Below are 17,283 nucleotides of genomic sequence, written 5' to 3'. Positions count from 1 at the left end.
CATCTCGTCCCCCCGCTCCACCACGAACGGAGCCGACCTGGCCTCTCATCACCCCGCACACGGGGTGATTCCAGCATTCACGGCTAGGATGAGAAGAGGCGCCTCGATTGGGTGTGCCCCGATTGGAAGAGGTGTGTTGTGGCATTCGTGCTCGAGTCCGTGGCCGTGGGCAGTCTTGCCGCCTCCACCTCAGCCTCCTTCAACATTCAGCCATACTTTGTGCTGATCATCATCGGGGCAGTGCTGTTGAGTTCCTTCCTCAAGGCGGCTTCCCGCAAGCGGCGAGCCAACCGGGCCAACCCCTACAAGCCAGCAAATCCCAGTGGCCGCACCGGCGTGGCCCACCAGCCGGGTGGTGCCACCTATCCGGCGAACACCCCCTATGCAGGGACGCTGCTCAATGGTGTTCCGATGAAAAATTATGACTCCTCACATGCGCACCAGGGTGTCAGTTTTGCCAACGAGCGCATGAAGGCTGAAGCTGAACTCAAACGCCAGCTAGACGCGTTGGACTTCGCCCGCCGCAATGGCCAGGTCACCGCCGAGCAGTACGCCACGCACCGCGAAGCGATCTTCAGGAACTTCTAGCCTTAATGAGGTGATAGCCCGTTCCCCATGGGGTACGGACAATCACGATCGTTAGAGCCAATGTTCGCATCAGTCCGTGAAGAAGGACCGACGCAGCAAGCCTCCCACAGCGGCAACTTCGGTCAGGAAACCGTCGTGGCCAATGCCTGAATTGATCCGATGCACCGGCACGTCCCCGGGAAGGGCTGCGGCCAGTTCTTCGGATTGGACGGGGAAGTACAGCCTGTCGCTGTCAACGGCAGTGACGAGGAACTCCACGCCTTCAGTAACTGCGAGAGCTTCTTCCAAGGTTCCGCGGCCGCGGGTCACGTCGTGGCTCATGAGCGCTTCGGTGATGGCAATGTAGCTGTTGGCATCGAACCTGCCCACCAGTTTGTGTGCCTGGTGGTCAAGGTAGCTTTCCACCTTGTACTGGCCCTGCGCCGGGGTTCCAAGGCGGGCATGGGTGATGGTGTCACCATTCTGGGCTTGGCGGCCAAAACGCGATTCCATCTCGGTTTCCGAACGGTACGTGATGTGGGCAATCCGCCGTGCCAGCCCCAGGCCCTGGGTGGGGGCCGCGCCGTCGTAATAGTCCCCGCCGGCAAAGTGCGGGTCCTGACGAATGGCCAGCACCTGCGTCTGGGCAAACGCGATCTGCTCGGCCGTGCTGGCCGCGCAGGAAGCCACGACGGCGCAGCGCCGCACCCTCTGCGGGTACGTCGCGGCCCATTCCAGTGCACGGGCGCCACCCATGGACCCGCCAATGACGGCGTGCCAGGAGGTGATGCCCAGCTTGTCGGCCAGACGCGCCTCGGAGTGGACGGAATCGCGGATGGTGACGAAGGGGAAACGGGAGCCGAACGGGCGTCCGTCCTCGGCAATGCTTGAGGGCCCGGTGGTGCCGTAACAACCACCCACCATGTTGGCGCACACCACGAAGTATTTGTTCGTGTCGATGACTTCACCGGGGCCAACGAGCCCCTCCCACCAGCCGTCTTCCTCGGATTCGCCGCGGCTGACGTGCGTACTTCCCGTCAGGGCGTGCAGGATCAGCACGGCGTTGTCGCCAGCCTCGTTCAGGGTTCCCCAGCATTCGAAAGCCATGGTCACCGAGGGCAGCACTCCCCCGGCTTCCAGCGGCAGTGCGCCAATGTCGATGGAGCGTAGCAAGCCTCCGCCTTGACCCACGGCACCAGCCCAGGGGCTGCCGACAGGCACAGCTGTGCCGTTTACAGTGCCGGTGGGGAAAATGTTGGCTGCCAAGGGAATCACATCAGTCACTTAGCTCACGGAAGACTTTGCGGCGCGGAACCCGGCTTCGAGGTCGGCAATGATGTCCGCTACGTTTTCCAGTCCCACGGAAAGGCGCACCAGTCCCGGCCGCACACCGGCAGCAAGCTGCTGCTCGGGGGAAAGCTGGGCGTGGGTGGTTGATGCGGGGTGGATCACGAGGGAACGCACATCGCCCAGGTTGGCCACATGCGAGTGGAGTTCCAGGCCATCCACAAAGCGCTTGCCAGCTTCGGCACCGCCCACAATATCGAAGGAGATGACGGCACCGGTGCCGTTGGGACCGTACTTGCGTCCGCGCTCGAACCAGGGACTGGAGGGGATGCCCGCGTAGGCGACGGATTCAACGTTGTCGTTGCTTTCCAGCCAGTTCGCCACGGTCACGGCGTTGCTGACGTGGCGTTCCACGCGCAGGCTCAACGTCTCGATGCCCTGGGCAATGAGGAACGCGTTGAACGGGGCAATGGCGGAGCCAAGGTCGCGCAGCAACTGCACGCGGGCCTTCAGGATGTAGGCCAGGTTGGCGCCAAGGGCGCAACCAACACCGAGGTCGCGGGCGTACACCAGACCGTTGTAGGACTCGTCCGGGGTGTTGAAGCCGGGGAACTTCTCCGGGTCGCCGGCAAAGTCGAACTTGCCGCCGTCGACAATCACGCCGCCGATCGCCGTGCCGTGGCCGCCGAGGTACTTGGTGGCGGAGTGGATGACGATGTCCGCGCCCCATTCGAGCGGGCGGATCAGGTACGGGGTGGCCAGCGTGTTGTCCACGATCAGCGGCACACCGGCCTCGTGGGCGATGGTGCTGATGTTTTCCAGATCCAGCACGTCCTGGCGCGGGTTGGAGACCGTCTCGCCGAAGAAGGCCTTCGTGTTGGGCTGCACGGCTGAGCGCCACTCGTCGAGGTTGTCCGGGTCGGAGACGAACGTGACGTCGATGCCGAGCTTCTTCAGCGTGTGCGCCAACAGGTTGAACGTGCCACCGTACACGCTGGGGCTGGAGACGATGTGGTCCCCGGCCTGCGCGAGGTTCAAGATGGCGAAGGTCGTTGCGGCCTGGCCTGAGGAGAGCAGCAGTGCGCCGACGCCGCCTTCGAGGCTGGCGATGCGCTGTTCGACCACGTCCGTGGTGGGGTTGCCGAGGCGGGTGTAGATCGGTTCCAGCTCCGTCAACGCGAAGCGGGCTGCGGCGCTTTCGGCCGACGGGAACACGAAGGATGTGGTCTGGTAGATCGGCAGTGCGCGCGAACCGGTGGTGACGTCGGGCGTCTGGCCTGCGTGGATCTGACGGGTTTCAAATGACCAACCGTTACTCATGGATGGGTTCCTTCACACTAGAGGCCTGCAGCAAGGCCCTCCTGCGCGCTATGCGGGGAGGGCCTGAACATCGATGGCCCGCGCTTGCACCATGAACCGGATGGTTCGGTGCCAGGTCCTCACCCGGGGCACCCCACCGCGGAAGGAGGGTTGCCGGTCAGCAAGCCGGGGCTGTGTGCTGACACTCATGACCTGCTTCAAGTGTGCGAGAAAGTCCGCGGCGCGCCAAGTTTGTGACGCCATTGTTACCTTTAGCGAACATCCGCTTGAAATTTCTCCGCAAAAGTGCCGGTTCATGAACTATTGACTGATGAAATGCCGTTTTCGTCACTTTTTGGCTCTTCAAGCGAATGTACGACGCCGGAGCTGAAACAGCGCTGCCCCGCCGCGACGGTACCGCCGTGCTACTTCCCCAACCCTGCCTTGCGCAGCGCTTCCGCCATGGCCGTGTTGGCGGGAGCCGGCGCGGGAGCCCGTGCTGGAGTCTGGACCGCTGGCCGGGCTGGGCGTCCTCCGTTGGAAGCGGCCCCACTGGGTGCGGCCCCGCGCCCGGCCTGACCGACGCGTCCGGACTGACCACCGCGCCGTTCGCCACCTTGCCCCCCGCTGGGTTGCCGGCTGGCGGCGGAACTGCGGGAGCCGGCGTCGTCCTTCACCGCCTTTGTCTCATCATCCAGACGGAGGGTGAGGGAGATGCGCTTGCGTTCGGGCTCCACTTCAAGGACCTTGACCCGGACTACCTGGCCGGATTTGACCACAGTGCGGGGGTCGGAGACGAAGGTGTTGCTCATGGCGGAGACGTGGACAAGGCCGTCCTGGTGCACCCCGATATCCACGAACGCGCCGAAAGCAGCCACATTGGACACGGTCCCTTCCAGGATCATGCCGGGGCGCAGATCGGTGATCTTCTCGATGCCTTCGGTGAACGTTGCCGTTTCGAAGCGGGGACGGGGGTCGCGGCCGGGCTTTTGCAGCTCGGCGACAATGTCGGTGACGGTGGGCAGGCCAAAGCTGCCGTCCACGAAGTCGGCAGGATTCACGGATCCCGCCGAGGCAACACCGGCGGCAATGTCCGTCCCCTTGGCATCGACGGACGCCAGAATTTTGCGGGCCACGCCATACGCTTCCGGGTGCACGCTCGAGGCGTCCAGCGGCTCCGCTCCCCCGGTGATGCGCAGAAACCCGGCGCACTGTTCGAAGGCCTTGGGGCCCAGCCGTGCCACCTTCAGCAGATCGCGGCGTTTGTTGAAGGGGCCGTGTTCGTTGCGGTGTGCCACAATGTTCTCGCTCAGCAGGGGGCCTACGCCTGCCACCCGCGCCAGCAGTGCCGGAGAGGCCGTGTTCACATCGACGCCCACGGCATTGACGCAGTCCTCCACCACCGCGTCGAGGGAACGGTCCAGTTTCGCGGGAGTGAGGTCATGCTGGTATTGACCCACGCCAATGGACTTGGGTTCAATCTTGACCAGTTCTGCCAGCGGATCCTGAAGGCGGCGGGCGATCGAAACGGCCCCGCGCAGCGACACGTCCATACCGGGCAGCTCGGCACTTGCCAGCGCCGAGGCCGAGTACACGGAGGCTCCTGCCTCGGACACCACCAGTTTCGTCACCGTCCGCTCGGGCGCCGTGCGCTTGAGTTCAGCCACAAGTTCCGCGGCGAGCTTGTCCGTTTCACGGCTGGCCGTGCCGTTACCGATGGCGATCAGTTCAACCTGGTGCTTTTGCGCCAACGCAACCAGGCTTGCCAGCGCCTCGGTCCAGCGCTTGGCGGGGGCGTGCGGGTAGATGGTGTCGGTGGCAGCCACCTTGCCTGTACCGTCCACCACTGCCACTTTCACACCTGTGCGCAATCCCGGGTCAAGGCCCAATGTGGCTTTGGAGCCGGCCGGGGCGGCCAGCAGCACATCGCGCAGGTTCGCAGCAAACACGCGCACGGATTCCTCTTCCGCACTTTGGAACAAGCGCACGCGCACGTCCACTGAGAGGCGGGTCAGGATGCGTGTGCGCCAGGCGAGGCGGGCACTGGTCATGAGCCAGCTATCCGCGGCCCGGCCGCACTCGGTGATGCCCAGCGAGTGCGCCACGGCGTTTTCGTAACCGGCCCGCGCCTTGGCCTGTGCTTCGGCGTCGCGGGGATCGGCTTCAGCCAGGTCCAGGCCCAGCACGCCTTCCTTTTCGCCGCGCAGCAGCGCCAGGATCCGGTGGCTCGGCAGCGTGTGCGGCGGTTGGGCAAAGTCGAAGTAGTCCTTGAACTTTTCCCCGGCAGCGTCCTTGCCGGTTTTGACGCTGGAGCGCAGCCGGCCGGTTTTCCACAACCGCTCGCGTAGTTCCCCCACCAAGGTGGCGTTCTGCCCGGCCCGCTCTATCAGGATGGCCCGTGCGCCGGTCAGTGCCTCCTCGTCAGTGGCTACGCCGCGCTCAGTGGAAACGAACGCCTGCGCCGCTGCGGCCGGGGAGCGGGAAGGGTCGGCAAGCAGCGCATCAAGCAGCGGTTCAAGTCCTGCTTCGCGGGCGGTGTCGGCCTTGGTTTTGCGGGTCGACTTGTACGGCAGGTACAAGTCTTCCAGCTCCGACTTCGTGGCCGCGGCTTCGATGGCCGCACGCAGCGGGCCCGTGAGCAGGCCCCTGCCGTGAATCGTCTCCAGCACCGACACGCGCCGGGCTTCGAGCTCGCGCAGATAGCGCAGCCGCTCCTCAAGGTCGCGCAATTGGGCGTCGTCCAGCGTCCCGGTTGCTTCTTTCCTGTACCGGGCAATGAACGGGACGCTCGCGCCGTCGTCCAGTAACGCGATGGCAGCGCGCACTTGGGCCGGGCGCACCCCCAGTTCGGCAGCAATTGAGGCCGAAATACGGGCTTCCTGTGCGGCAGGGGTGGGCAGGGTCAGCGGTGCTTGGACGGTGTCAGTCACAGTCCAATTCTGCCCCACATCTCCGGCGGGCGGGCACACCCTGAAGCACCAACATCAGACGTCCCATCAGGCTAAGGCGAGACTAAGTCGAGCGAGCCGGGACAAAGTGCCAAGATGAAGTCATGCGAATGGATCATGTTTCTTACGCCAGTGAATCAGACGGTTTGGCCGCCACCGCGGAGCGAATCGCAACAGCCCTCGGGGTCGAGGCAGTGAAGGGTGGAATTCATCCGCGCTTCGGCACCCGCAATATGATCATTCCGCTCACCGATCTGCACTATGTGGAGATTGTTGAGTGCCTTGACCACCCCGCCTCGGACAAAGCACCCTTTGGCCAGGCTGTGAAAGCGCGCTCCGCTGCAGGTGGCGGATGGATGGGCTGGTGCGTCGCTGTTGACGACCTTGTCCCGTTCGAAGAACGCCTCGGCCGCAGCGCCGTTCCGGGCAACCGCAAGTTCCCCGACGGCCAGGAACTGGTCTGGCAGCAGATCGGCATCAAGGGCCTGATCGCCGATCCCCAGGTGCCCTACATGCTCAAATGGGAGGGCGACCCCAAGCTGCACCCTTCCCAGGCACGTCCGTCGTCGGTGAAGCTGTCTCTGCTCACCATCGCTGGCAGCGCCGAACGCGTCACCGAGTGGCTCGGCGAACCCGTCGAAGCACCGTTGAACGACGTCGCCGTCGAGTGGGTTTCCCCGCGCGGCACCCCCGGCATCATGAGCGTGACCTTTGAGACGGCCAACGGACAGGTCACCATCTAGGCATTCCCCAGTACGACGGCGGCACCCACCCCTTGCGGGCGGGTGCCGTTTCGCTTCGGTGGGCACCGGCCGCTGTTCATACTGCAGCACCTGCGGGTATCCGGCGCTGGCACCCGCAGGAGCTGTAGTACAGATCCTGCGGAGCACTCCAATTTGGGACAAAAGGGCTTAGCCGCCGAAGCCCAGAGCCGGGCCCAGTGTAAAAGCTGCTATGTCCACCAGTGCGTGGGCCACCACAAGTGGCGCCACCCGGCCGTACTTCTTGTACACCCAGCCAAACAGCAGGCCCATGACAAAGTTGCCAATGAACGGCCCAAACCCTTGGTAGAGGTGGTAACTACCACGCAGCAGGGCGGCAAGCAGAATGGCAGCCACCGGCGCCAGGCCAATCTTCTCCAGCCGGCCCAACAAGTATCCGTTGAGGATGACTTCTTCCAGCACGCCTGCACGAATGGCGGAGAGCACCAGCACAGGGATGGTCCACCAATACTGGTTCAGGGCGCTGGGAATGATCTCAGTGGTGATGCCCATGGCCCGCCCGGCCGCATACAGCCCCAGCGAGGGAACACCGATAACCACCAGCAGGGCCACTGCACCGAGCCCGTCCTTGACGGGGTGGCGCCAGTCGAGCCCGATGGCACGGGACACTGATTTGCCGGGCTCGGCCAGGAGGTAGAACACCAACATGACCGGCACCAGGGCAAAGAAGATGTCCAGGATTTGGTACGTGAAGTCGAAGACCTCTCGGTTGTTGAGCACCGTGTTCAGCGTTGACGTACCTTGCGAAATCGGGGCCCGGCTCAGTTTGTCCAGCAGCGACACCACCGAGTAAACAGCCGACTGTCCCAAGGAAAGCCCCAGCACCAGCAACACCTCGATAATGAGACGCCGACGCGAGCGGACACCCCAACCTTGGTACCCGGAGGCTGTCGGGTTGGTGGGTGCTGGAACCGCAGCAGAATCTTCCATACCGCAATCATGCCGCCCTTGGGCACATTTTGTATGCCGCTGGCCTAAGCTCAGTGGCATGAGCGCGCCACGAAAGATCATCATGATCCGCCACGGACAGTCTGCTGCCAATCTTGACCAGACGCTATACAACAGGATTCCCGACTACCGAATCCCGTTGACGGAACTCGGCAAAGTCCAGGCCGCCGCCGCCGGGGAGGAAGTCAAACGGCAATTGGACGGGCGAAAGGTCTGCGTTTACGTGTCCCCTTATCTGCGTGCCTATCAAACTCTCGAAGCCATGAATCTGGGCGACCTTGTGGACCGGACCATCGAGGAGCCCCGGTTGCGTGAACAAGACTGGGCAAACTTTCAAAATCCCGTGGAAATTGCGGATCAAAAGGAACTCCGTAACGCTTACGGCCACTTTTTTTATCGCTTCCGCGAAGGTGAATCCGGCTCGGACGTCTATGACCGGGTTTCTTCCTTCATGGAGACCCTGCACAGGCACTGGCAGAAACCCGACTATGCGCCCAACGCGCTCCTCGTCACGCACGGACTCACCATGCGTTTGTTTTGCATGCGCTGGTTCCACTGGTCCGTGGAGTATTTTGAATCGCTAAACAACCCCGATAATGCCGAAGTCCGGACCCTGGTGCGGACCGGCACGCAATACGCACTTGAAAAGAATTTTGCGCAGTGGACGCCGGTTCACCCTACCGACACCGTATTGGATGCCCCCGAATACACGTGGTAAATATCGTGCCTCATGGGGGCAGAGTGCCCAGAGTTCGGGAGTGGACCGGCCGGTGGGAATGAATGCATGAAGTATGCGCACGCTCTTCCGCATCGATTGCCTTTTGAGCTGGGATCGACGCCGCTGACATGCTGCCTACGAGTTCTCACCTGCGACCTGGCTTGAAGCATTCCTTGGAAGGAATCCAGCGGATCAGCTGCAGGTCAACAACAATCTGAAAAGTTTCTCAATAGGGCAGAGTTCACTGGCCTAATTGCGCAATTGGCTGCACTAAGGGTAGCCTTGCCAAAGGTTTGGGGCACACCTCACGCTGAAGCAACAACGAAACTCTGGGGTACTAGGTGCTGGCAACACTTGTCATTGGTCTGCGTGAAGGCCTTGAGGCAGCCTTGATAGTCGGCATGATTGCAGCATTCCTGCGCCGCAACGGCCACTCCCTGAAGCCCATGTGGCTCGGGGTTGGTACCGCTGTTTTTATCAGCGCACTCATCGGCATCACGCTTGAACTCGTCTCGGCAGCCCTGCCCCAGCAGCAGCAGGAAGCCATGGAAACCGTCATTGGCGCAGTCGCAGTCCTCATTGTGACGTTCATGATCCTGTGGATGAGCAAAAATTCACGCTCCATGAAATCCACGCTGGAAGCCCACGCTGGTTCCGCGTTAAAGGGCGGCTCGGTGTTTGCACTGGCCGGCATGGCTTTCCTTGCCGTTTTGCGTGAAGGCGTTGAAACGGCCGTCTTCATGGTGGCTGCCTTCCAATCCTCGTTGAGCCCACTGGCCGCAGGGACAGGCGCTGTGCTCGGCCTCGCTATTGCCACGGGTGTTGGTTTCCTGCTTTTCCGTGGTGCCATCAAACTGAACCTGGCCAAGTTCTTCAAGGCCACCGGGGTCTTCCTCGTGTTCGTTGCGGCAGGGTTGGTCATGAAGTCGCTGCGCACCGCCCACGAAGCCGGGTGGATCAACATTGGCCAGGACGCAACCGTGAACGTTGCCTGGTTGGCACCTAATGGCAGCGCCCGGGCAGCCATCTTGACAGGCGTTTTCGGCATTCCCAACGATCCACGTCTAGTGGAAGTGCTGGGCTGGGCTTTGTATCTGATCCCCATGCTTGCCTTTATTCTGTGGCCTAGCAGCTGGCGTCCGTCAGCACTTACCCTCCCGCGCGTGCAGGTTTGGTGCGGTGCTGCTTTGGCGGGTTCTGCCCTGGTGTTGGCATTCGCTGCACCCTTGGCCATACCAGCGACTCCCTTGCAGTCAGCCGGGACGCCCGTCACCACCGCTTCCGGTGAGCCCGCTGGCTCGCTGCAGTTTGCCTCTGTTGCGCAGCTTGCCCCCGGGGAACCGGCAACCCTTCTTCTAACATCCCCCGACGGCACGCAAACAAGTCATGCCCTGGACAGTCACGGCACCGAGTCCCATGCAGGGCGCACCACCGAGGTCTTCACAGCAGAAGCATCTCCGGCCACCACCGAAGAACCCGCCAAGGTCTCCACCGACATGCTGGCCCAACTCAACGGTGGGCGCATGCCCGTGGGCATCAGCTCCTCCACCAACCCGGGCCCGTTTGCGGCCGACTGGAGCCACAAGGGAGCCATCACGGTATGGACTGCCAACGGTTCCATCATTGACGCCGTCAACACCCAGGGCGCCACACTGACGCTCAGCGGCGGCGGTCTGAGCACCTCGCGCACCATTGTGGTGGAGGGCGACGGCGGCTGGCTCGTTCCAGCCAAACACGTAGCTGCCACTGTGGCTGAGCTGGCAGATTTTGAATCCGCCACTGCAGAAAACGTGCTGTGGTCCAGATATCTGCCAGCAGTGCTGGGCATCGCGGCCATCATGCTCTTCGCGGCCGCGTGGCGCACTCGCCGGCAACGTTCCACACCCGTCGCCACACCCTAGCCATCCATTCAGCGGTGTCCGCCACAGGCGGCAGCCACTTTTCGCCCCACCACAAACTTGTCAGCCACACCATCCCAAAGGATTCCCATGCCGACTCTTACACCCCGCACATCCCGCAGCACAGCCCCTGCCTTCCTGAAGGGATCTGCGTTCCTGACGGGAACCGCCGTGCTGGCCCTCTCACTTTCCGCGTGTGGAAGCACCGCTGTCTCCGGCAGTACCGCAGCCCCGGCCGGGGATGCCGCACCTGTCAGCAACGGTGCCGCACAAATTGTCGTCAGCGTCGAGAAGGTCAACGGTGAGGAACAGTGCGTCCCCGACTTTTCCTCCGCACCGGCCGGACCTGTCACGTTCACCGTTTCCAACAAGGACGCCTCCGGTGTCAGTGAAGTGGAACTGCTCAGTGACAAGCGCATTCTCGGTGAGCGGGAAAACGTGATTCCTGGGCTGAAGGCCGTCAGCTTTACGGTGACTCTCACGGGCGGGGAATACCGCTTGTACTGCCCCGGTGCCACCACCGAATACAAGTCCTTTACCGTCTCGGGCGCAGCAGCAGAAGCTTCCGGCAGTGGTGTAGCGACGCTGCTAAAGGAAGGTACCGACGGCTACGCCAAGTATGTTTCAGGCCAGGTGGATTCCCTCGTGTTGGCCGTGGCAGCCCTGCAGCAGGCTGTCGATTCCGGCGATGTCCCGGCCAGCCAGAAAGCCTATGCCGAAGCCCGCCCGTTCTTTGAGCGGATCGAGCCGGTGGCCGAGAGCTTCCCCGATCTTGACCCGGCGCTGGACCTGCGCGTGGCCGACGTCGAGCCCGGAACTGAATGGACTGGCTTCCACCCATTGGAAAAGGACTTGTTTGAAACCAAGGCCATCACGGAGAAATCCAAGACCCTGGCTGCTGGCATTGTGAAGAATGTGGGCATTCTGAAGACACGTACGGCCGAGCTGGAGAAAGATTCCGCCTACCAGCCGGAGGAGCTTGCCAATGGCGCCAGCGGCCTGCTGGAAGAGGTGCAGTCGTCCAAGATCACCGGCGAGGAAGAGGCCTATTCCAAGCTTGACCTGGTGGACTTTGCGGCCAACATCGAAGGCTCGCAGCAGGCTTTTGAATACCTGAAGCCGGCGCTGGCGGAAATTGACGGCACGTTGACCGAGCAGATCTCCGCCCAGTTCGAGAGCGTCACCACCGCTCTTGAAGGCTACAAGGACCCCGCAGCCCTGGGCGGTTTCAAGCCGTACACGGACGAGCTGAAAAAGACCGATGCAGCCAAGCTGACCGCACTGATCCAGTCGCTGCAGGCCCCCTTGGCCAAAATTGCTGAAAAGGTGGCAACGGTCTAAATGAGCACACTTCCGGCCCCTCAGCCCGGCGTTTCGCGCCGGAAGTTCTTCAGCCGATCCGCGGCCGTTGCCGGGGCAGGCGGGCTGGCCCTCGGTGCGGCAGGCGGCGCAGCGTTGGCTGCCGCCGCGGCACCGCCGGCCCTGTCCGACGTCGAACGCGCGGCACAGCGTGAGCACCTGAGCTACCCCTTTTATGGGGAGCACCAAAGTGGAATCGAGACTCCCCCACAGGACCACCTCGTGTTCACAACCTTTGACGTGAGCGCAACAACGGCTACCGAATTGCAGCTCGTGCTGGCAAAGTGGTCGGCGGCCATGGCTGAGCTGATGGCCGGGAACCCGGTGGGCAAGGTGGAGCCTGCACGTGAACACGGCATTCCCGTTGACACGGGCGAGGCGACGGACATGGGGCCACAGGGGCTGACCTTGACGCTCGGTTTTGGGCCTTCGCTGTTTGATTCCCGCTTTGGCCTGGAGAAGTTCAAGCCGGTGGATTTTGCCGACCTGCCCGCCATGGCCGGGGAGTCGCTGAATCCGGCGTTTACCGGCGGTGACCTGTGCATTCAGGCCTGCTCGAATGACCCGCAGGTGGCCTACCATGCAGTGCGCAACCTGGCCCGCATGGCCCGGACGTCCGTCACCACCAAGTGGACGGTGCTGGGATTTGGCCGCGCCTCCGCCGGAGCGAACCAGAGTACCCCGCGCAACCTCATGGGGTTCAAGGACGGCACGCGCAACATCACCACCCCGGAGGAACTGACCGAACAGGTATGGGTTGGGACGGAAGCCGGGCAGCCGTGGATGGTGGGCGGCAGCTACCTGGTGGCCCGCAAAATCCACATGCTCGTGGAGACCTGGGACGAGGACACCATTGGCGACCAACAGAGCATCTTTGGCCGCACTAAGAAGGAGGGCGCGCCACTGTCCGGGGAGAAGGAGCACGACGTGCCCAACTTCCATGCCATGACTGACAACTCCCCCGTCATCCCAGCTGATTCACACATCGCCCTGGTGGCACATGAAAACAATGGCGGCACCAAGATCCTGCGCCGCGGCTACAACTTCACCGACGGTCTTGACTCGGTGGGGCGGCTGGATGCGGGGCTGATGTTCCTGTGTTTCCAAAAGAACCCGGAGCAGTTCGTGGCGTTACAGCGCAAGTTGGGGACTTCGGACAGGCTCAACGAGTACATCCGCCATGTGGGCTCGGCCGTCTTTGCGGTCCCCGGCGGGCTGCCGGCGGCAGGAAGCTACTATGGCAAGGAATTCTTCGACTAGCCCGCCGTTGACGCTCCATTGCCGTCCGCGTACCGTGATGCACACTACTGAGTTCCCAGACGTTTCCGTGCACGGCGTTCCCGAGGACAACTACAATGGACGAACCCATTTCCCGCCAACCGTTGGCGCAGGCAGCCGTCAGTGCCACGCACCACGAGGGTAAGTACGACGGCGGCACGCACCACCGGCGGCACGATCACCACGGCTGGTGGTGGAAGACCCTCCTTGCAGGGCTCGCCCTCTGGGTGGCGACGGTTGCCGTCACGGTGATCACACTGAACAGCAACCTCATACCTACCCTGATCCTGCTGGGCAGCTTTCTGGTCCCGTTTTGCGTCATGCTTTTCGTGCTCGAACGCATCGCCGGCAATATCAGCACCCTCCAGGTGATCATCGCTTTCTTCATCGGCGGCATCTGTGGAGTGCTTGGCGCCTCCTTACTGGAGGCTGATTTAGCGCCAAGCCTTCTCTCCTATCTCGGTGTTGGCTTCATTGAAGAATTTGTCAAAGGCCTGCTGTTGATCATCATCGGTTGGCGGGTGATGCCCAAGACTGCCAGCCAGGGCGCCCTGCTCGGCGCGACGGTGGGTGCCGGTTTCGCAGCGTTCGAATCGGCCGGCTATGCGTTCAACGCCGCCATCACCGCACATGGAATCGACTTGGTGACACTCCTTCAAACCGAGATTGTGCGTGCCATTCTGGCCCCGGTTGGCCACGTCTTGTGGACGGCGATCCTGGGCGCTGCCATCTTTGGCGCAGCACGGGGCCGGACTCATTTTCGCCTGAGCTTCGGCATCCTGGCCGCCTTCGTGGGCGTGTCGTTGCTGCATGCGCTCTGGGATTCCTCGGACGGACTCGCCGCCATGCTGGCACTGTGGCTCACCGGGGCCAACCACCAGCAATCTGAGTTCGGATTCATCTCATCAACGACGGCGAGCAGCGCTGAAAACTTGGCGACCGTTCTATATCTCAGCGCCATGGCGGTCACTGCCCTGATCGGGATCATCGTACTCTGGCGCGTCCTGCGCCATCACCGCCGTGCGGCGGTGGCAACCGGTGCTGGCACCACGCCGGTGGCGCCAGCACCCATATCACCAACAAACCCATGACCTCGCCCGAAGACTCTAGTCTGCGGGAGTGGCTTGGGCCCGTACAGCCTTTGCCCGCTTGGCTGAGCCAAAGTTCGAATAGTCCGATTCCCCTGTGGTTCCCCAGACGACAAGCATTTTCAGTGGCCCGTCTCCCGTGTTGCGCAGATCATGAGACGTCCCCACACGGGCCAGGACCGAATCTCCGGTGGCAATGTTGAACGTCTCGTCGTCGACACGCATGCGCCCGGAACCTTCGAGGACGATGTAGATTTCCTCCAGCGCAAGATCTTTCTCGGTGTGTGCATGCATGCCCTCGAATCCGCCCGGCGGCAGTTCCCAGGTTTGCACCGCGACCGGCAGTTCCGATTGGCCATAAAAATGCCATTGGACACGCACCGGCGAGCCCTCGTGAAGTTGATAGTCAAAATCATGGTCACCGGATCGTTCAAGCATCTTCTCTCCTTGGCTCGTTGACCGCAGTTTATCAAGGGCGCCTTGGGACCGCTGCTCCGTAGCTTCTATGCTTCACTCTGCGGTTGAACTGTCCTGGGATTTCATGTTCGGAGAGCCTCAAGGATGGAGCCGTGGCGGCCAATGGCCTCCGGGGAGCTTCCACTGCCGGCAACATAGCGATCAGGGCTGACAAGCAGCACGCGGTTGTCCGGTGAAAAGTTGGTCTCTGCAGCGCCCTGGATCTCGAAGACGAGGAACACCACTGGCATACCGCGCCAACACGCAGCGCCAACGTCAGGTCTGGTTTCTCCTGCTCGCCCCCACACAACCCAGCACCAGCCGGTCGTGGGCAGTTCGTCGTAAAGGCGCCCGCCCCCAGACAACCGTGGATTGCTCAACCGTCGGCCCGCACCTTTTGCGGTTGACAAGGAACCGCTCGAGTAGGCCAGTTCAAGCATCCCGGCTGTGCGCCCGAGTTTTGCCTGTACGGCTGGGCGCCGCAAGATCCAGGGTGAGAGACGCCCGACAACGCGTCGGATTGAACTGCGTCGGGTGGTCAGTGCAGCAGTTACCCGGGCGACGCCGTTGACCATGCTTCTGGCCGTAGGCCGCCGCTCCTGTTCATAGCTGTCTAAAAGCTTCTCCGCCGCCTCGGGGGAAGCCATGAGGTCCACCATGGAGAGCTTCCAGATCAGGTTGTGCGCGTCCTGGACTCCGGCGTTGAGGCCCTGTCCTCCGACGGGGCTGTGGACGTGGGCTGCATCGCCTGCCAGAAAGACATTGCCCTTGCGGTAGCGGTCAACCAATCCGTGGCTGAGCTTGAACTGCGACGTCCATGTCACATCATGGCTACCAAATTCCAAGCCGGTCCGTTTCCGAATCAGGTCATCCAAAAAACCTGCGTCGATACTCAAAGGTGATCCCTTGGCTTGAGTGGGGACGTGGGCGATGATGCGCCACCGGTCCACTTCCGGCATCGGAACCACAAGCAGCAGGCCATCCGGGTCCAGGTGCACGCGACCTTCGTCTTGGGGAATCGGCAAGGTGCTTTTGACGTCCGCGAGGACAAACGTTGCCCCGGCATCACGGCGTCGAAGCCGGAGCCCAACTTGGTCACGAACTCGGCTGCGCCCTCCGTCACAGCCAACCAGCCAGCGTGACGTGATCTTTTCGCCGTCACCTTCACCCTGCATCAAGGCCTCGATGCCACGGTCCGTCTCGCGCAGCTCGGCAAGAGACGTCCCCCATTCCACTGCACCCCCAAGATAGCTGAGGTGGTCTTCCAAGACTTGTTCAGTGGCGTCCTGCGGAATGGAGAGCCAATACGGGTAAGCGGTGTCGCACCAGGGCAGCCCGAGCAGGTCCACACGGGTCGCTTGGCGGGCGGAACCGGCGTACACGTTCAGGGCCGCAAACGGGACTCCCTTGGCGAGCATGGCGTCGGCGACCCCCATGACCGCGAAGACTTCCATGGTGCGCGCATGCGTGACAAGTGCTTTGGAGTGAGTTGAGCGGCCAGATTTGTGGTCGATGATTCGCACGCTCAGGCCGAGGCGCAGGGCTTCGCAAGCCGCGGTCAGTCCAGTGGGACCCGCCCCCACCACCAGAACATCTACGTCGGACTTTTTCCGGGGATTAGCTGCGGAGGGCGGGCCGTTGGATGGGCGATGGTTCATACAAAAAAGACTACCAACAAAATAATACATGGATGTCTCATTTTTTCAATCGGTCACTAACATTGACTACGACAAATGCGGGGGCTGGCCCCTGGCGCCGATAGTCTGGACGCACATCCTCAAGTTCGGACGAACCCATGAAAGGCCCCATGGAAAGCCCCAGCCCAGTGGCAGTGACGCGCATTGATGTGGACCGCCATCGTCGAGCCCTGCTTGCGGCTGCAGCCGAGGAGCTCTCCCGCAACCCGGAATCCTCCATGGCGGACGTGGCTCAGGCCGCAAACTTGACAAGAGCTACCCTCTATCGACATTTCAGCAACCGTCAGACGCTGCTCGAGGCAATCCAAACGGAAGCCCTCACCCGTGCAGGGCAGACGCTGACCGACTGCCGGCTCGAAGAAGGAAATGCCCTCGAAGCCCTCAAGCGTGTGGTGTCAGCACTGAGCAAACACGGAATGTGCTTTCGTATCATTCTCATAAGGCCCCCCGAACACAACGCACCATTCCGCACCCGGCGCGAGCAGATCCTCTCGCCCATAATTGAGGTTGTCAGGCGAGGCCAGGCCGAGGGTGACATCCGCACAGACCTTTCCCCCGAGTGGATCCTCACTGCTTTAAAGTCCCTCCTTATGGCGGCCGTTCGGGATGCCCCGGCCACAAAACAGTCCGACATGGACGTCGCCGAGCTGATCTTCCGCACCCTGATCGACGGCATCTCCACGGCAGACCGGGCAGCTCCTGCAAAAGACTAGGCATGATTGTTTCGTTGACCCTCTGGGTGTTGTCCGTGGAACGGAAGCGCCAAGCAGGCCACCAAACCACCTTCAACTCGCCGACCGCCTAGTGTCCGCCGCGAGGTCTTGACAAGTATCCGAACCAGGACGATCCTAAAAAGAAGGATCATAGTTTTTAGAGTTTATTGATCCTTGCATCCAGTTGCTTCCACTTCGATGAAGGACATGTCATGTTGTACGCACTCTCAGCGACCACCCACATC

14 protein-coding genes and 1 riboswitch are annotated in these 17,283 nt (G+C 62.2%); of the genes, 8 read left to right on the top strand and 6 right to left on the bottom strand.

Features of this window, described 5'->3' with window-relative positions; all coding sequences use genetic code 11:
- Window positions 1-138 precede the first annotated feature (138 nt).
- Window positions 139-588, top strand: coding sequence for a hypothetical protein (locus Q4P21_RS09345; protein ID WP_303388509.1), 450 nt, complete (start codon window positions 139-141; stop codon window positions 586-588).
- Between the two features lie 69 nt (window positions 589-657).
- Here Q4P21_RS09345 and Q4P21_RS09340 read toward each other — a convergent pair whose 3' ends face one another.
- From Q4P21_RS09340 to Q4P21_RS09330, 3 genes are all read right to left on the bottom strand, one after another.
- Entirely contained in the window at window positions 658-1,758 is a 1,101-nt protein-coding gene (locus Q4P21_RS09340; protein WP_303388521.1) for a homoserine O-acetyltransferase, read from the bottom strand.
- A 93-nt stretch (window positions 1,759-1,851) separates the two neighbouring features.
- The gene (locus Q4P21_RS09335; protein WP_303388508.1) at window positions 1,852-3,174 is read right to left on the bottom strand and encodes a bifunctional o-acetylhomoserine/o-acetylserine sulfhydrylase; all 1,323 of its coding nucleotides are present in this window, start codon (window positions 3,172-3,174) and stop codon (window positions 1,852-1,854) included.
- 75 nt (window positions 3,175-3,249) lie between these two features.
- A riboswitch (SAM riboswitch) is annotated at window positions 3,250-3,367 on the bottom strand.
- A 211-nt stretch (window positions 3,368-3,578) separates the two neighbouring features.
- The gene (locus Q4P21_RS09330; RefSeq protein WP_303388507.1) at window positions 3,579-6,083 is read right to left on the bottom strand and encodes a Tex family protein; all 2,505 of its coding nucleotides are present in this window, start codon (window positions 6,081-6,083) and stop codon (window positions 3,579-3,581) included.
- A gap of 122 nt (window positions 6,084-6,205) precedes the next feature.
- Here Q4P21_RS09330 and Q4P21_RS09325 point away from each other — a divergent pair, with 122 nt between their 5' ends.
- Window positions 6,206-6,844 carry a VOC family protein gene (locus tag Q4P21_RS09325; RefSeq protein WP_207345949.1) on the top strand — a complete coding sequence of 213 codons (639 nt, stop codon included), beginning with the start codon at window positions 6,206-6,208 and terminating at the stop codon, window positions 6,842-6,844.
- A gap of 168 nt (window positions 6,845-7,012) precedes the next feature.
- On the opposite strand, the gene Q4P21_RS09320 is transcribed toward Q4P21_RS09325, so the two are convergent.
- Window positions 7,013-7,813 carry a CPBP family intramembrane glutamic endopeptidase gene (locus Q4P21_RS09320; protein WP_303388506.1) on the bottom strand — a complete coding sequence of 267 codons (801 nt, stop codon included), beginning with the start codon at window positions 7,811-7,813 and terminating at the stop codon, window positions 7,013-7,015.
- Between the two features lie 58 nt (window positions 7,814-7,871).
- Here Q4P21_RS09320 and Q4P21_RS09315 point away from each other — a divergent pair, with 58 nt between their 5' ends.
- The 5 genes from Q4P21_RS09315 to Q4P21_RS09295 all read left to right on the top strand — a co-directional run bounded on the left by Q4P21_RS09315 (window position 7,872) and on the right by Q4P21_RS09295 (window position 14,175).
- Window positions 7,872-8,549 (top strand): histidine phosphatase family protein, encoded by a 678-nt coding sequence (locus tag Q4P21_RS09315; protein WP_303388505.1) that lies wholly within the window; start codon window positions 7,872-7,874, stop codon window positions 8,547-8,549.
- 341 nt (window positions 8,550-8,890) lie between these two features.
- Complete coding sequence (gene efeU / locus Q4P21_RS09310) at window positions 8,891-10,450, top strand: iron uptake transporter permease EfeU (RefSeq protein WP_303388504.1); 1,560 nt, start codon at window positions 8,891-8,893, stop codon at window positions 10,448-10,450.
- Between the two features lie 87 nt (window positions 10,451-10,537).
- Window positions 10,538-11,788, top strand: coding sequence for an iron uptake system protein EfeO (gene efeO / locus Q4P21_RS09305; protein ID WP_303388503.1), 1,251 nt, complete (start codon window positions 10,538-10,540; stop codon window positions 11,786-11,788).
- A complete protein-coding gene (gene efeB, locus Q4P21_RS09300) occupies window positions 11,789-13,066 on the top strand; it encodes an iron uptake transporter deferrochelatase/peroxidase subunit (protein WP_303388502.1) in 1,278 nt (425 codons plus the stop codon).
- A 95-nt stretch (window positions 13,067-13,161) separates the two neighbouring features.
- Window positions 13,162-14,175 (top strand): PrsW family intramembrane metalloprotease, encoded by a 1,014-nt coding sequence (locus Q4P21_RS09295; protein WP_303388501.1) that lies wholly within the window; start codon window positions 13,162-13,164, stop codon window positions 14,173-14,175.
- Window positions 14,176-14,190: 15 nt separating this feature from the next.
- Here the strand turns inward: Q4P21_RS09295 and Q4P21_RS09290 are convergent, their stop codons facing one another.
- Window positions 14,191-14,610 carry a cupin domain-containing protein gene (locus tag Q4P21_RS09290; RefSeq protein WP_303388500.1) on the bottom strand — a complete coding sequence of 140 codons (420 nt, stop codon included), beginning with the start codon at window positions 14,608-14,610 and terminating at the stop codon, window positions 14,191-14,193.
- 101 nt (window positions 14,611-14,711) lie between these two features.
- Entirely contained in the window at window positions 14,712-16,286 is a 1,575-nt protein-coding gene (locus Q4P21_RS09285) for an FAD-dependent monooxygenase (RefSeq protein WP_303388499.1), read from the bottom strand.
- A gap of 149 nt (window positions 16,287-16,435) precedes the next feature.
- Between Q4P21_RS09285 and Q4P21_RS09280 the strand changes: the two genes are divergently transcribed.
- Window positions 16,436-17,038, top strand: coding sequence for a TetR/AcrR family transcriptional regulator (locus Q4P21_RS09280; protein ID WP_303388498.1), 603 nt, complete (start codon window positions 16,436-16,438; stop codon window positions 17,036-17,038).
- Window positions 17,039-17,283 lie beyond the last annotated feature (245 nt).

The sequence above is a fragment of the Arthrobacter sp. genome, assembly GCF_030540645.1.
In the GTDB taxonomy this organism is placed as follows: Bacteria; Actinomycetota; Actinomycetes; order Actinomycetales; family Micrococcaceae; genus Specibacter.
The sequence above is the reverse complement of the archived record's forward strand: the minus strand, read 5'-3'. Positions and strand labels throughout refer to the sequence as shown.

Bases quoted from the DNA above. Each gene is read 5' to 3' on its own strand.
- Q4P21_RS09335 (WP_303388508.1), bottom strand. From the start codon at position 3,174: ATGAGTAACGGTTGGTCATTTGAAACCCGTCAGATCCACGCAGGCCAG.
- Q4P21_RS09325 (WP_207345949.1), top strand. From the start codon at position 6,206: ATGCGAATGGATCATGTTTCTTACGCCAGTGAATCAGACGGTTTGGCC.
- Q4P21_RS09320 (WP_303388506.1), bottom strand. From the start codon at position 7,813: ATGGAAGATTCTGCTGCGGTTCCAGCACCCACCAACCCGACAGCCTCC.
- Q4P21_RS09315 (WP_303388505.1), top strand. From the start codon at position 7,872: ATGAGCGCGCCACGAAAGATCATCATGATCCGCCACGGACAGTCTGCT.
- efeO (WP_303388503.1), top strand. From the start codon at position 10,538: ATGCCGACTCTTACACCCCGCACATCCCGCAGCACAGCCCCTGCCTTC.
- efeB (WP_303388502.1), top strand. From the start codon at position 11,789: ATGAGCACACTTCCGGCCCCTCAGCCCGGCGTTTCGCGCCGGAAGTTC.
- Q4P21_RS09295 (WP_303388501.1), top strand. From the start codon at position 13,162: ATGGACGAACCCATTTCCCGCCAACCGTTGGCGCAGGCAGCCGTCAGT.
- Q4P21_RS09290 (WP_303388500.1), bottom strand. From the start codon at position 14,610: ATGCTTGAACGATCCGGTGACCATGATTTTGACTATCAACTTCACGAG.
- Q4P21_RS09285 (WP_303388499.1), bottom strand. From the start codon at position 16,286: ATGAACCATCGCCCATCCAACGGCCCGCCCTCCGCAGCTAATCCCCGG.
- Q4P21_RS09280 (WP_303388498.1), top strand. From the start codon at position 16,436: ATGGAAAGCCCCAGCCCAGTGGCAGTGACGCGCATTGATGTGGACCGC.